Here is a 13,422-nt window from a genome sequence, read left to right as displayed (position 1 = left end):
TCACCTATATTAGGAGTTCGTTCGACATGCTGCATTTGTCCCGCCTTACCTCGCTGGCCCTGGCGATCGCCCTGGTGATCGGCGCGCCTCTGGCGTTTGCCGCTCAACCGGCCCCGGCGGTCGCACCGGCGGGCACTGCTGCGACCACCAGGGCGCCACTGCCGCTGGAAGAGTTGCGCACCTTTGCCGAGGTCATGGATAGGATCAAGGCCGCGTATGTCGAACCGGTAGACGACAAGACCCTGCTGGAAAACGCGATCAAGGGCATGCTCAGCAACCTTGACCCGCACTCCGCCTACCTGGGACCTGAAGACTTCGCTGAACTGCAGGAAAGCACCAGCGGCGAATTCGGCGGCTTGGGCATCGAGGTCGGCGCCGAGGACGGCTTCATCAAAGTGGTGTCGCCGATCGATGACACACCGGCCTCCAAGGCTGGCATCCAGGCGGGCGATTTCATCGTCAAGATCAACGGCCAACCCACCCGCGGCCAGAGCATGACCGAAGCCGTGGACAAGATGCGCGGCAAGATCGGCCAGAAAATCACCCTGACCCTGGTACGTGACGGCGGTACGCCGTTCGATGTGACCCTGGCCCGCGCCATCATTCAAGTGAAGAGCGTGAAGAGCCAGCTGCTGGAGTCCGGCTACGGCTACATCCGCATTACCCAGTTCCAGGTCAAGACCGGCGAAGAAGTGTCCAAGGCCCTGGCCAAGCTGCGCAAAGACAACGGCAAGAAACTCAACGGCATCATCCTTGACCTGCGCAACAACCCGGGCGGCGTGCTGCAAGCGGCTGTAGAAGTAGTCGACCACTTCATCACCAAGGGCCTGATCGTCTACACCAAGGGCCGCATCGCCAACTCCGAATTGCGTTTCTCTGCCACCGGCAAGGACGAAAGCGAAGCCGTGCCAATGGTCACGCTGATCAACGGCGGCAGCGCCTCGGCCTCGGAAATCGTCGCCGGCGCCTTGCAGGATCAGAAACGCGCGGTGGTCATGGGCACTACCAGTTTCGGCAAAGGTTCGGTGCAAACCGTGCTGCCGCTGAACAACGAACGCGCCCTGAAGATCACCACGGCGCTGTACTACACGCCGAACGGCCGCTCAATCCAGGCTCAGGGCATCGTCCCGGACATCGAAGTGCGCAAGGCCAAGATCACCAACGAGCAAGACGGCGACTACTTCAAGGAAGCCGATCTGCAGGGTCACCTGGGCAACGGCAATGGCGGCGCCGACAAGCCAAGCAGTTCCGGCGGCAAGGCCAAGCCGATGCCGCAGGACGACGATTACCAACTGGCCCAGGCCCTGAGCCTGCTCAAAGGGCTGAGCATCACGTCCGGCCGCTGAGATGCTTCTGCGGTTAGTCCTGGGGCTGTTGTGTTGCCTGGCGGGTGTTGTTCACGCAGCGCCCGCCCCTCAAAAAGCCTATATCAGCCTGATCATCGATGACTTGGGGCAGAGCCTGCCCCGGGATCGCCGTGTGCTGTCCCTGCCTGGCCCGGTGACCGCAGCGATCATGCCCGACACCCCCCACGCCACCGAATTCGCCCGCGAAGCCCATCGCGCCGGCAAGATCGTCATTCTGCACATGCCCATGGACCCAGCCACCGGACCCTTTGCCTGGCACCCCGACCTACCCATCGAAGAGCTTGAGAAACGATTGAACGCTGCGTTCAAAAGGGTGCCTTACACCGCCGGCATCAACAACCACATGGGCAGTCGCATGACCGCGCAACCGGCCGCCATGGCCTGGTTGATGGCGGATTTGCAGCGCCGCAACAAGTTCTTCGTCGACAGCCGCACCAGCGCTCAGACCGTGGCCGCGCAGCAAGCCCAGAAGACCGCGCTGGCAAGTGTTTCCCGGGATGTATTCCTGGATGACGAGCGCACTGAAGAGGCCATCTTCACGCAACTTCAGACAGCAATCAGCCTGGCGCGAAAGCAGGGTTCTGCGGTGATGATCGGGCATCCTTATCCGCAGACGCTGGCAGTTCTGGAGCGGGAACTGCCCAAGCTCAAGGATCAGGGAATTGACTGGATCGACATCAAAATGATGATCAGCGTGCGCGGCAATCGCGCCATGAGCGCTCACGGCAAAGACGGCATTTACAGATAAACACCCAGTTACAGCCTATAAATAATTACCGCCTGCCAAGCCACCCATTTCCGGATAGTGAGAACTGCAACTGCTCGCGGCTCCGCGAGTCGCCTCTCAACTATCAGGGATAGCTATGACTACCAACGAAATGGACACGCCGACTCCAAGGCAGATGGAATCGATAAAATTCGGCAATCTGCTAATCAAATTTACGACGGAGTTTCAGCGAATCTGGGATAGCAGGGGTTCAAATTCGGCGCCCGCAAGCTTTTGGCGCCCTGCCCCTGCACCGGATTTGCTGCCAGGCTTTTTTCCACTCGGGGATGTCGCCGCTCCCGGATTCGACAACATCAACGAAAACTGCATAGTGGCAGTTGTCTGTGAAGGTGATCCGCAGCTCGGAGATACCTCCAAGGGCAAAGCGCTCATCCCGCCCGATGACTATGAAAAAGTCTGGAGAGATACAGGTTCAGGAGCCAACGCGGACCTTACAGTATGGCGCCCGATTCCTCCCAATGGCTATGTGGCACTGGGGATGGTCTGCTCCAATGGCCGCGACAAGCCATTGCTTAACGCTGTCCGTTGCGTCCGCGCAGATTTGGTGATCGACTCATCCATCTCCAGAATGTCCTGGAGCGACAGGCGCAGTGGCGCCAAACAGAATTTCAGCGCCTGGACTATCAGCCCCCCCAGCGCAGCAGCGGGAGAGATCTATTTTTCCCCGGGTACCTTTGTCGGTACCAACAGCTTTAAAAAGCCTGATGCGCAAGGCTTGGCTTATTCATTGCGAATGCAGATCCCGTTGCAGGTCAATTCCCCTCCGGAGGCACCAACACTCTCCGGCTCCGAACGACCTGCAGCGGAAGAAACGTCCAAGGTCACTCAAGTTACCGAACTTCCCTGGTTCACGGTAATAGACCCAAACTTGAGCCCCCTGCAACAATTGCGCACTTCAACGTCTTATCGTCTGGAAAGAACAGACCAATACAGGTTCGTCGGTTACGGCCATAACACAAGCACTGAAGCCCGGATTTTCAGATGGACAGCGCTCCGAGTACAGAGCGATGAGGCACTGGAGGCATTCGCCGACCTCACCGCAATCAAGTTCGAAAGAGAATGGCCGTATAACGTGACAAACCTGCAGACTCTTTCTGCACTCCTGTCGTCCCCGATCAGCTTCTCGGCGAGACTTAACGACAACTTCATGCCCACCGCCACATCATCCAGCGCCTGGGGCGCCGCACCTGCGGTAGAAGTCATCAGTAAAGTTCCAAGAACTAAAAGCGTAGCGGTTTATCTGATACAGAGTGACTACCGGCTACTGCGTAAAGACGGTACTCAATTAGCTACCGACATTTGTTACACCGATATCGATAGCTTGTACTTGACCGAATATCCGCCTGAAAAAGAGGGTGAAGACCCAGTCACCTGTACACCGGCGGCAAACTCAGCAACGGTTACAAATACCGACTCATGATCTCGTCGACCACACCGTCCTTGCGCATCTGATCCAGCGCTGCCTGTAACTTGGCGACGGTTGCCTCAGGCACGTCCTTGTTCAGCGCCAGGTACAGTTCGGCGCTGTTGAAACGCAACACGGTCTTGAGTCCGTTTACCCCGTCCTGGCGCGCAAGATAGCGCCCGGCCGGGTCGCCGGTGGCCCACAGGTCAATCTGGCCATTGATCAGCTTCTTCGCATTATCCTGATCGCGCAGCACCACGATCGGCTTCAAGCCTTGCTTGGCCAAAGTCATGGCAATGGCGTCGCCCTTGTAAGCACCAATCCTGTACTTTCGGGCGTCCTCCAGGGTTTCGAGGGAAATCTTGCTGTCAGCCTTGGCCAGCATGATCCAGTCATCCGGACCGATTGGCCCGACCCACTTGAAAAGCCGCTCGCGGTCCGGCAAACGCGCCATCACGAATGCTCCATAACCGGGGTTTTCCAGTGCGAGTTTGTAGACACGCTCCCAAGGGAAACGCAGGGTCAGGCTATAGGTAATGTCGGCGCGCTTGAACATCTCGCGGACGATGTCCACGGCGATGCCATTGATGTTCTCGTCCTGAGCGAAGTTCTTGCCGTTCTTGGCCATGTTGTACGGCGGGAAGTTTTCCGTCAGCAACACCAGTTCCGTGGCAGAGCTGTCTGCGGCGCGTGCACTGCTGATGAGTAACAGGGAAGCGCTGGCGAGGACAAGAAGAATGCGTTTAAACATGTCTGGCTACCGAAATCCATGGCGTACTCAAGAGTGCCCTGAGCCCGCCATGATGTCCACTGGCCTGCAACGGTTTGTTCAGCGCATCACAATTCCACGGTGGGCCATATACGCCTTGGCCTCCTGCACGGTGTATTCGCCGAAGTGGAAAATACTCGCCGCCAACACTGCACTGGCGTGACCTTCGAGAATGCCGTCGGCAAGGTGCTGCAGGTTGCCGACACCGCCGGAAGCGATCACCGGAATGCCCAATGCATCGCTGATGGCGCGAGTGACGCCCAGGTCGAAGCCATTTTTCATACCGTCCTGGTCCATGCTGGTCAGCAGGATTTCACCGGCACCCAGGCCTTCCATCTTCTTCGCCCATTCGACAGCGTCGAGGCCGGTTGGCTTGCGACCACCGTGGGTGAAGATTTCCCAGCGCGGAGTTTCGCCAGGTCCGGAGACCTTCTTCGCATCAATGGCAACCACGATGCACTGCGAACCGAAGTGCTGCGCCGCTTCACCAACGAATTCCGGATTGAACACTGCCGCGGTGTTGATCGAGACCTTGTCCGCACCGGCATTGAGCAGGTTGCGAATGTCCTGCACGGTGCGTACGCCACCGCCCACGGTCAGCGGGATAAACACCTGGCTGGCCATGCGCTCGACGGTATGCAGCGTGGTATCGCGACCGTCGACGCTGGCGGTGATGTCGAGGAAAGTAATCTCGTCGGCACCCTGCTCGTCATAGCGACGGGCGATCTCCACCGGGTCGCCTGCATCGCGGATGTTCTCGAACTTCACGCCTTTAACGACCCGGCCGTTGTCCACGTCCAGGCAAGGGATGATGCGTTTGGCCAGCGCCATGGTCAGTCCTCAGCCTTTGTACGAATCGCAGAAAGCTTGCGCTTCAGCGACGTCGAGGGTGCCTTCGTAGATCGCGCGGCCGGTAATCGCGCCGATGATGCCTGGCGCCTTGGCGTCGAGCAGCGTCTTGATGTCACCCAGGTTGTGGATGCCGCCGGAAGCGATTACCGGAATCTTCGTGGCAGCGGCCAGCGCGGCAGTGAACGGCACGTTGCAGCCCTGCATCATGCCGTCTTTGGCGATATCGGTATAAACGATCGCGGACACGCCATCAGCTTCAAACTGCTTGGCCAGGTCAATCACTTGAATGGTGCTGATTTCAGCCCAGCCATCGGTGGCGACGAAGCCGTCTTTGGCGTCGAGGCCAACGATCACCTTGCCCGGGAATGCGCGGCAGGCTTCGGCAACGAAGGCCGGATCTTTCACGGCTTTGGTGCCGATGATCACGTAGCTCACACCCGCTTTCACGTAGTGTTCGATGGTTTCCAGAGAGCGGATGCCGCCGCCGATCTGGATCGGCAGGTTCGGGTAGCGCTTGGCAATCGCGGTGACCACTTCGCCGTTGACCGGCTGGCCTTCGAACGCGCCGTTCAGGTCGACCAGATGCAGACGACGGCAACCGCCCTCCACCCACTTGGCAGCCATGCTCACCGGGTCATCGGAGAACACCGTGGAATCTTCCATGCGGCCCTGGCGCAGACGAACACAGGCACCGTCTTTAAGATCGATAGCGGGAATAATCAGCATCTGGCAAACCTTCAAATTCGAATGTTAGCTTCGCTCGGAAATCAATTTTTCTCGAGCGCCCACAGGTCGCTTTCGATGCTTTCGAACCTCTCCTTGAGGTGCGCCTGCACATCGAAAATCGCCCTGTTGTAATAGTGCGGAGCAATTTCGCGGGTAAACAGCTCAAGAATCTCAGCCGCCTCGAACGAACCCAGGTCCAGTTCGAAGCGATCCTCCATAAAGCGCTTGATCTTGCGATTGGCCTCGCTTTCCTGCTCAGGAGTGAGAGTCAGGATCGGCGGCTTCTTCTTGACGGCCATTTACCAGCGACCGTCCCACGCGGCGAAGTTCTGCAGCAACTGCAGGCCATGGGTATGACTTTTCTCCGGATGGAACTGCACGGCGAAACGCGAGCCTTCGGCCAGCGCTGCGGCAAAATCGACCCCGTAGTGACCGCCACCAACCACCTGCCGCGCATTGCCGGCGGCGATGTAATAGCTGTGCACGAAATAGAACCGCGCCATGTCCGGAATATCGTGCCACAGCGGGTGACTCACCTTCTGCTTCACTTCGTTCCAGCCCATGTGCGGGACTTTCAGGTGTTCGCCATCCTCGACAAGATCCTTGCCGAAGAACTTCACCTGGCCCGGGAACAGGCCGATGCAGTCGACGCCGTCGTTCTCTTCGCTGTGCTCAAGCAAGGCTTGCATGCCCACGCAGATGCCGAGGAATGGACGATCCTGGCTGACTTCACGCACCAGCGAATCGAAACCAAGTCGACGGATCTCCGCCATGCAATCGCGGATCGCGCCAACACCGGGGAAAACCACCCGGTCGGCTTCGCGAATCACGTTCGCATCGCTGGTGATCAGGACCTTGCCGGCACCCACGTGCTCGAGGGCCTTGGCCACCGAGTGCAGGTTGCCCATGCCGTAATCGATAACCGCGACTGTCTGCATTACAGGACGCCCTTGGTCGAAGGCATTTGCCCGGCCATGCGATCATCGACTTCTACGGCCATGCGCAATGCGCGGCCGAAAGCCTTGAACACGGTTTCGATCTGGTGGTGGGTATTGGTGCCGCGCAGGTTGTCGATGTGCAGGCTGACGAGTGCGTGGTTGACGAAGCCCTGGAAGAATTCCTGGAAAAGATCGACGTCAAAGCCGCGGCCCACGTTGGCGCGGGTGTAGGGCACGTGCATCTGCAGGCCTGGGCGGCCGGAGAAGTCGATGACCACCCGGGACAGCGCTTCGTCCAACGGGACATAGGCATGGCCGTAGCGACGGATGCCTTTCTTGTCGCCGATGGCCTTGGCAAATGCCTGACCGAGGGTGATACCCACGTCTTCCACCATGTGGTGGTCGTCGATGTGCAGGTCGCCCTTGCCGACGATATCCAGGTCGATCAGCCCGTGACGGGCGATCTGGTCGAGCATGTGCTCAAGAAAAGGGACACCGATATCAAATCGGGCCTTTCCGGTGCCATCCAGGTTAATCGAGGCTTTGATCTGGGTTTCCAGAGTGTCGCGCTCGACTGACGCCATACGTTCGGCCATCACCAGCTCCGCAAAATCATTGGGCGAAAAAGGCAACCATTATAGGGGCGCGGGCGCGAAACAGAAACACGGGAGGTGATATCACTGACGGACAGAATCCCACACCGTCGGGGATAGACATGTCCATACAAGCCATTTTCAGGCACCACAAAACAAATGTGGGAGCGAGCCTGCTCGCGAAAGGGGTTGCACATTCAACCTCTCTGTCGACTTTCAGACCGCATTCGCGAGCAGGCTCGCTCCCACAGGGTTGGGTGTTGACCTGAAGATGTCAGGCCAGACCCTCAGCTTCTTAGTGGAACAACACCGCCGTCTTTTGTAACGTCACCCAAACCCCCCACGCCAACGGAATACCCACCACCAGCCAGGCAGCCACTGCCAACGGCTTGGTGCCGGCATCGGCTTTCCACTCCAGCACGGTGCTGCTGTCAGCGCCTTTGTCATGGCCCAGCGCCTGTTCGGCAGCCAGCTCGGCGTCGGTCATGAAGTACTTGTCGGCTACCGGACGCACCAACAGGTTGCAGATGAAACCCAGCACCAGCAGGCCCGCCAGGATATACAGCGTGATATCGTAAGCCGCCGCCCGTTCAACGCCGATGCTCAGCTGATACTCACGCAGGTAGTTCACCAGCACCGGACCCAACACGCCCGCCGCCGCCCACGCCGTCAGCAGGCGACCGTGAATCGCGCCAACCATTTGCGTGCCGAACAGGTCCGCCAGGTAAGCGGGGACCGTCGCAAAACCACCGCCGTACATCGACAGGATGATGCAGAACGCCGCCACGAACAGCGCAATGTTGCCCAAATGACCGAGGTTCGGGATCAATGCATACAGCGCGACGCCAAGGGCAAAGAACACGAAATAGGTATTTTTACGGCCCAGGTAATCCGAGAACGATGCCCAGAAGAACCGGCCACCGATGTTGAACAGACTCAGCAAACCGGTGAAACCGGCGGCAATCGCCGCAATCGAAGCCAGTTGCGAGGCGTCCAGTTGACCAAATGTCAGGTCATTGCCCAGCAACTTGCCTGCAAACACTTCCTGCAACAGTGGCGATGCCATACCGAGGATGCCGATACCTGCCGAAACGTTCAGGCACAGCACCAGCCATACCAGGCGGAATTGTGGAGTTTTCCACGCCACGTTCACGTGCACGTGACGGTGGGTGATCATCGCATTCGAGGCTTTTTTCGCAGGTGCCGTCCAGCCTTCAGGCTTCCAGCCGGTAGGCGGTACACGATAGGACAGCGCGCCGCCGATCATGAACACGAAGTAGATCGCGGCCATGACCAGGAAGCTCTGCCACACGCCAACACTGGTTGGCGACGCAAAATGGCTCATCAACGCCGCCGCCAGTGGAGCACCGACCATCGCGCCCCCGCCGAAGCCCATGATCGCCATGCCGGTCGCCATGCCGCGTTTGTCCGGGAACCACTTGATCAGGGTCGACACCGGCGAGATGTAGCCCAGACCCAGGCCGATTCCGCCAATGACCCCGGAGCCGATCCACATCAGCCAGATCTGGTGGGTATAGACCCCCAGCGCGGAAATCAGCAGACCACCGCACCAGCACAGTGCCGAGACGACACCGGCCTTGCGTGGCCCGGCATGCTCCAGCCAGCCACCCCAGATGGCTGCCGAGCACCCCAGGAAGATGAAGAACAGGGTGTAGATCCAGCCGAGCATCGAAATCGGCCAGTCGCATTGCGATGAAAAAACTTGAGCGATGAAGCTCATGTCCGGCGCACAAGCCACTGGCGCGGTGATACCCAGCGCTTTGGACAGCGGCAACCAGAACACCGAGAAGCCGTAGGCCATGCCGATGCACAGATGGATGGCTAGCGCGGCCGGTGGTACCAGCCATCGGTTGAAACCGGGCCTGGCGATAATGCGTTCCTTGGAGAGGAACGCGGGCTGGCCGGCTAGAAGGCCGTCCGCCGTGATGCTCGTGGTCATTGTTTATCCCCCAATTGTTAGTAGGGTTCGCCAGCCACTCTTCACCCTCAGCCTTAATGCACGCAGACATGACTGTTTTTTCAGGGAAAAGCTCGTTTTTATGCGACATATTGCCGCATGACGGACGGACGAACGGGTGAAGGGTAGCATTTGCCAATGACCGAAAAACCAAACTGACATCACGTTTTCGAAGTTGTCTGTTTTCGTACCACCGAAGGAACCTCCCCTCCGTTCATTGTCGAACTGCTGAACAACTTCTTCTTCGGTACTGATCCTGAATACACATTGTGATCTGCCCGGTCGCTCGCCGCGGAGCGCTATACTCCCCGGCTAAATTTCGAATTCGACTAACTACAAGGACTCGCCCATGAAAGCGTTCGGCAAAATCCTGGGTCTGGTACTTCTCGGGCTGTTGCTGATCGTAGTGGCGTTGGGCTTCGCCCTGACCCACCTCTTCGATCCCAACGACTACAAAAACGAGATACGCCAGATAGCCCGCGACAAGGCCCACATCGAGCTGACGCTCAATGGCGATATCGGCTGGAGCCTGTTCCCGTGGCTGGGCCTGGAACTGCACGATGCGGCGGTCGCCACCCTGGCCAAGCCCGCCGAGCCGTTCGCCGACCTGCAGATGCTCGGCCTGTCGGTCCGCGTGCTGCCGTTGCTGCGCCGTGAGGTGCAGATGAGCGATGTGCGCGTCGAAGGCCTGAACCTGCGTCTTAACCGCGACAAGGATGGCCACGGCAACTGGGAAGACATCGGCAAGGTGCCCAAGCCTGCAACCACGGCCACGCCTGCCGATTCCACCAGCGAACCTGAGCCGCCAACCACCGCCCAGGCGGAAAAACCGGCCCAGCCAATTCGCCTGGACATCGACAGCCTGACCGTCAACAACGCCCGCGTTGAATACAGCGACGAAAAAACCGGCAAGCAATTCAGCGCCGAAAGCATCCAGCTCAGTACCGGCCCCGTGCACGACTCCACCAATATCCCGGTCAAACTCACCGCATTCCTGGGCACCAACCAGCCGGTTCTGCGGGTGCGCACCGAGCTCAGCGGCGAATTGCGTTTCGAACGCGCGTTGCAGCGCTACAAGCTGGAAGACATGAAGCTGTCCGGTGAAGTCGCCGGCGATCCGCTGCAAGGCAAGACCATGACCTTCGCCGCCCAAGGGCAGTTGCTGCTGGACAAGGCTGCCAACGTCGCCGAATGGACCGGGATCAAGATCTCCGCCAACCAACTGCGAGCGCTGGGTGAGCTGAAGGTCAATGACCTCGACAAGACCCCGCAGGTCAACGGAGGCCTGTCGATTGCCCAGTTCGATCTGGCGAAATTCGTCGACAGCATCGGCCAGAAACTCCCGGCGATGGCCGAAGGCAGCCTGAGCAAGGTCGAACTGGCCACGCGCCTGGCCGGCACGCCTTCCAGTCTCACACTGGATGACATCAACCTGAAAGTCGACGACAGCACCTTCAGTGGTCGCATCGCCGTCGAGGACTTTGCCAAGCAGTCTCTGCGCGCAACCCTCAAGGCTGACACCTTCAACGTCGACCGTTACCTGGCGCCGAAGTCGGCTGAGGCCAGCAGCGTCAAGCAAGTGCGTCAGGCCGAAGTCGCCAGCACCGAAGCCGATGCCATGGCCGGGGCCGGCAGCACACCGCTGCCGCAATCGCCGACCAAAGAGGCGTGGAGCAACGAACGCCTGCTGCCGGTGGAACGCCTGAACAAGCTGGATGTAGACGCCGATCTGACCTTCGGCCAGTTGACCCTGGAAAAACTGCCGATCCACAACGCTGTACTCAAGGCTAACGGCCAGGGCGGATTGTTGACGCTGACGAGCCTGCGCGGTGACCTGTACGAGGGCAACTTCGAAGCCAAAGGCACCCTCGATGTACGCCAGCAGGCACCGGTGTTGAATATGCAGACGCAGATCAGCCGGGTGCCAGCGGAAAAAATCCTCGAAAGCCAGGGCAAGGAACCACCGGTCAAAGGCCTGGTAACGCTCAACAGCACCCTCACCGGTAGCGGCAACAGCCAGAAAGCACTGATCGAAACCCTTAACGGCAACGCCAGTTTCGTCATCAACAATGGCGTGCTGCTCAATGCCAACCTCGAACAACAGTTGTGCAAAGGCATCGCCACGCTCAACCGCAAGGCCCTCAGCGGCGAGCCGCGGGGCAAGGACACACCGTTCCAGGAGCTCAAGGGCAACCTGACTTTTCGAAACGGTGTCGCGAGCAACCCTGACCTGAAAGTGCGCATCCCGGGCATGACCGTCAACGGCGACGGCGATGTCGACCTGCGGGTCCTGGGCATGGATTACCGCGTGGGCATCATTGTCGAAGGCGACAAGAGTGACATGCCGGATCCGGCCTGCCAGGTGGGCGAGAAATTTGTCGGCATCCAGTGGCCGTTGCGTTGCCGCGGCCCGCTGGAGCTCGGCGCCAAGGCCTGCCGCCTGGACAACGAACGCATGGGTCAGGTCGCGAGCAAAATGGCGGGCGAGCGCATCAGCGAAAAAATCGACGAGAAACTGGGCGACAAGGTCAGCCCGGAACTCAAGGACGCACTCAAGGGGCTGTTCAAGCGATGAGAGCCGAGCAGTTTTCATCGGCGGTACTGGACTGGTTCGACCGCCACGGCCGTCACGATTTGCCCTGGCAACAGGGCATCACCCCGTATCGGGTGTGGGTTTCGGAAATCATGTTGCAGCAAACCCAGGTCAGCACCGTGCTGAATTACTTCGACCGGTTCATGGCTTCGCTGCCGACGGTCGAAGCCCTGGCCGCGGCACCCGAGGACGAAGTGCTGCACCTGTGGACGGGCCTGGGGTATTACACCCGCGCGCGCAATCTGCAGAAGACCGCGAAGATCGTCGTCGAGCAGTACGGCGGTGAATTTCCCCGGGACGTGGAAAAACTCACCGACCTGCCCGGCATCGGCCTGTCCACCGCCGGCGCGATCGCCAGTATCAGCATGGGCCTGCGCGCGCCAATCCTCGACGGCAACGTCAAACGCGTGCTGGCGCGCTTTACCGCACAAGAGGGCTACCCAGGCGAGCCGAAGGTCGCCAAACAGCTCTGGGCGAACGCTGAGCGATTTACGCCGCACGATCGGGTCAACGCCTACACCCAGGCGATGATGGACCTGGGCGCCACGCTCTGCACTCGCAGCAAGCCGAGCTGCCTGCTCTGCCCCCTGGAAAAGGGCTGTGAAGCGCACATGCTCGGCCTGGAAACCCGCTACCCGATTCCCAAGCCACGCAAAGCCATCCCGCAGAAACGCACGCTGATGCCGATGCTCGCCAATGCTGAAGGTGCGATCCTGCTTTACCGCCGCCCTTCCACGGGCCTGTGGGGCGGTTTATGGAGCTTGCCGGAACTCGATGACCTCGACGACCTGCAACACCTCGCCTCGCAGCACTCGCTGGAGCTGGGCGACCAGCAGGCACTGCCGAGCCTGGTCCACACCTTCAGTCATTTCCAATTATCCATCGAACCCTGGCTGGTCCAGGTCCAGGAGGCCGGCCATCACGTGGCCGAGGCCGACTGGCTCTGGTATAACCTCGCCACCCCGCCGCGCCTGGGCCTTGCCGCCCCGGTCAAGACCTTGCTCGAACGCGCGGCCGCCGTATTGAACGCAGGAGAGTCGTCATGACCCGCACCATCATGTGCCGCAAGTACAAAGAAGAATTGCCCGCCCTGGAGCGCGCTCCATTCCCGGGTGCCAAAGGCCAGGACATTTTTGACCACGTCTCGGCCAAGGCCTGGGCCGACTGGCAAAAACACCAGACCCTGCTGATCAACGAAAAGCGCTTGAACATGATGAACGCCGAAGACCGTAAATATCTTCAGGGCGAGATGGACAAGTTCTTCTCCGGCGAGGAATACGCCAAGGCCGAAGGCTACGTTCCGCCTGCCGAGTAAACCCGTGAAATCGGGGGTCGGATCGTAAGCGACGGTAATAATTAAATTTTTTTTGAAAACTTTCTTGACGACCCCCTGAAAAACCAGTTTAATGCGCCC

Annotated in this window: 13 protein-coding genes; 6 read left to right on the top strand and 7 right to left on the bottom strand. The window is 59.4% G+C overall.

From position 1 onward, the window contains the following. Nucleotides 1-26 precede the first annotated feature (26 nt). The 3 genes from ACA054_RS01550 to ACA054_RS01540 all read left to right on the top strand — a co-directional run bounded on the left by ACA054_RS01550 (nt 27) and on the right by ACA054_RS01540 (nt 3,574). Nucleotides 27-1,346: a S41 family peptidase gene (locus tag ACA054_RS01550; protein ID WP_497687889.1), complete on the top strand. Its 1,320-nt coding sequence runs from the start codon at nt 27-29 to the stop codon at nt 1,344-1,346. A gap of 1 nt (nt 1,347) precedes the next feature. After that, nucleotides 1,348-2,115 carry a divergent polysaccharide deacetylase family protein gene (locus tag ACA054_RS01545; RefSeq protein WP_497687888.1) on the top strand — a complete coding sequence of 256 codons (768 nt, stop codon included), beginning with the start codon at nt 1,348-1,350 and terminating at the stop codon, nt 2,113-2,115. A gap of 115 nt (nt 2,116-2,230) precedes the next feature. Beyond that, nucleotides 2,231-3,574: a Vps62-related protein gene (locus ACA054_RS01540; protein ID WP_497687887.1), complete on the top strand. Its 1,344-nt coding sequence runs from the start codon at nt 2,231-2,233 to the stop codon at nt 3,572-3,574. Here the strand turns inward: ACA054_RS01540 and ACA054_RS01535 are convergent. The 7 genes from ACA054_RS01535 to ACA054_RS01505 all read right to left on the bottom strand — a co-directional run bounded on the left by ACA054_RS01535 (nt 3,555) and on the right by ACA054_RS01505 (nt 9,397). Beyond that, a complete protein-coding gene (locus ACA054_RS01535) occupies nt 3,555-4,310 on the bottom strand; it encodes a substrate-binding periplasmic protein (RefSeq protein WP_497687886.1) in 756 nt (251 codons plus the stop codon). The genes ACA054_RS01540 and ACA054_RS01535 overlap by 20 nt on opposite strands. 78 nt (nt 4,311-4,388) lie before the next feature. Further along, nucleotides 4,389-5,159 carry an imidazole glycerol phosphate synthase subunit HisF gene (gene hisF, locus ACA054_RS01530; RefSeq protein WP_007897430.1) on the bottom strand — a complete coding sequence of 257 codons (771 nt, stop codon included), beginning with the start codon at nt 5,157-5,159 and terminating at the stop codon, nt 4,389-4,391. 9 nt (nt 5,160-5,168) lie between these two features. After that, complete coding sequence (hisA, locus tag ACA054_RS01525; protein ID WP_007972753.1) at nt 5,169-5,906, bottom strand: 1-(5-phosphoribosyl)-5-[(5-phosphoribosylamino)methylideneamino]imidazole-4-carboxamide isomerase; 738 nt, start codon at nt 5,904-5,906, stop codon at nt 5,169-5,171. Nucleotides 5,907-5,947: 41 nt separating this feature from the next. Beyond that, the gene (locus ACA054_RS01520) at nt 5,948-6,205 is read right to left on the bottom strand and encodes a DUF2164 domain-containing protein (protein ID WP_007989200.1); all 258 of its coding nucleotides are present in this window, start codon (nt 6,203-6,205) and stop codon (nt 5,948-5,950) included. After that, nucleotides 6,206-6,844, bottom strand: coding sequence for an imidazole glycerol phosphate synthase subunit HisH (gene hisH / locus ACA054_RS01515; RefSeq protein ID WP_020795738.1), 639 nt, complete (start codon nt 6,842-6,844; stop codon nt 6,206-6,208). It lies immediately after the preceding gene. After that, nucleotides 6,844-7,440, bottom strand: coding sequence for an imidazoleglycerol-phosphate dehydratase HisB (hisB, locus tag ACA054_RS01510; protein ID WP_497687885.1), 597 nt, complete (start codon nt 7,438-7,440; stop codon nt 6,844-6,846). Before hisB ends, hisH begins: the two co-directional genes overlap by 1 nt. A 292-nt stretch (nt 7,441-7,732) precedes the next feature. Then, nucleotides 7,733-9,397 (bottom strand): OFA family MFS transporter, encoded by a 1,665-nt coding sequence (locus ACA054_RS01505; RefSeq protein ID WP_497687884.1) that lies wholly within the window; start codon nt 9,395-9,397, stop codon nt 7,733-7,735. A 367-nt stretch (nt 9,398-9,764) separates the two neighbouring features. Between ACA054_RS01505 and ACA054_RS01500 the strand changes: the two genes are divergently transcribed. Genes ACA054_RS01500 through ACA054_RS01490 form a run of 3 tightly spaced genes read left to right on the top strand, consistent with a single transcriptional unit; the run spans nt 9,765 to nt 13,323 of the window. Continuing rightward, a complete protein-coding gene (locus ACA054_RS01500) occupies nt 9,765-11,990 on the top strand; it encodes an AsmA family protein (RefSeq protein WP_497687883.1) in 2,226 nt (741 codons plus the stop codon). Continuing rightward, the gene (gene mutY, locus ACA054_RS01495; RefSeq protein WP_497687882.1) at nt 11,987-13,054 is read left to right on the top strand and encodes an A/G-specific adenine glycosylase; all 1,068 of its coding nucleotides are present in this window, start codon (nt 11,987-11,989) and stop codon (nt 13,052-13,054) included. Before ACA054_RS01500 ends, mutY begins: the two co-directional genes overlap by 4 nt. Next, the gene (locus tag ACA054_RS01490; protein WP_007897448.1) at nt 13,051-13,323 is read left to right on the top strand and encodes an oxidative damage protection protein; all 273 of its coding nucleotides are present in this window, start codon (nt 13,051-13,053) and stop codon (nt 13,321-13,323) included. The genes mutY and ACA054_RS01490 overlap by 4 nt, the downstream gene beginning before the upstream one ends. The last annotated feature ends 99 nt before the right edge of the window (nt 13,324-13,422 follow it).

The organism is Pseudomonas sp. LBUM1653 (assembly GCF_059716115.1).
Note: the sequence above shows the minus strand (reverse complement) of the source record. Positions and strands in the feature narration are given on the sequence as shown.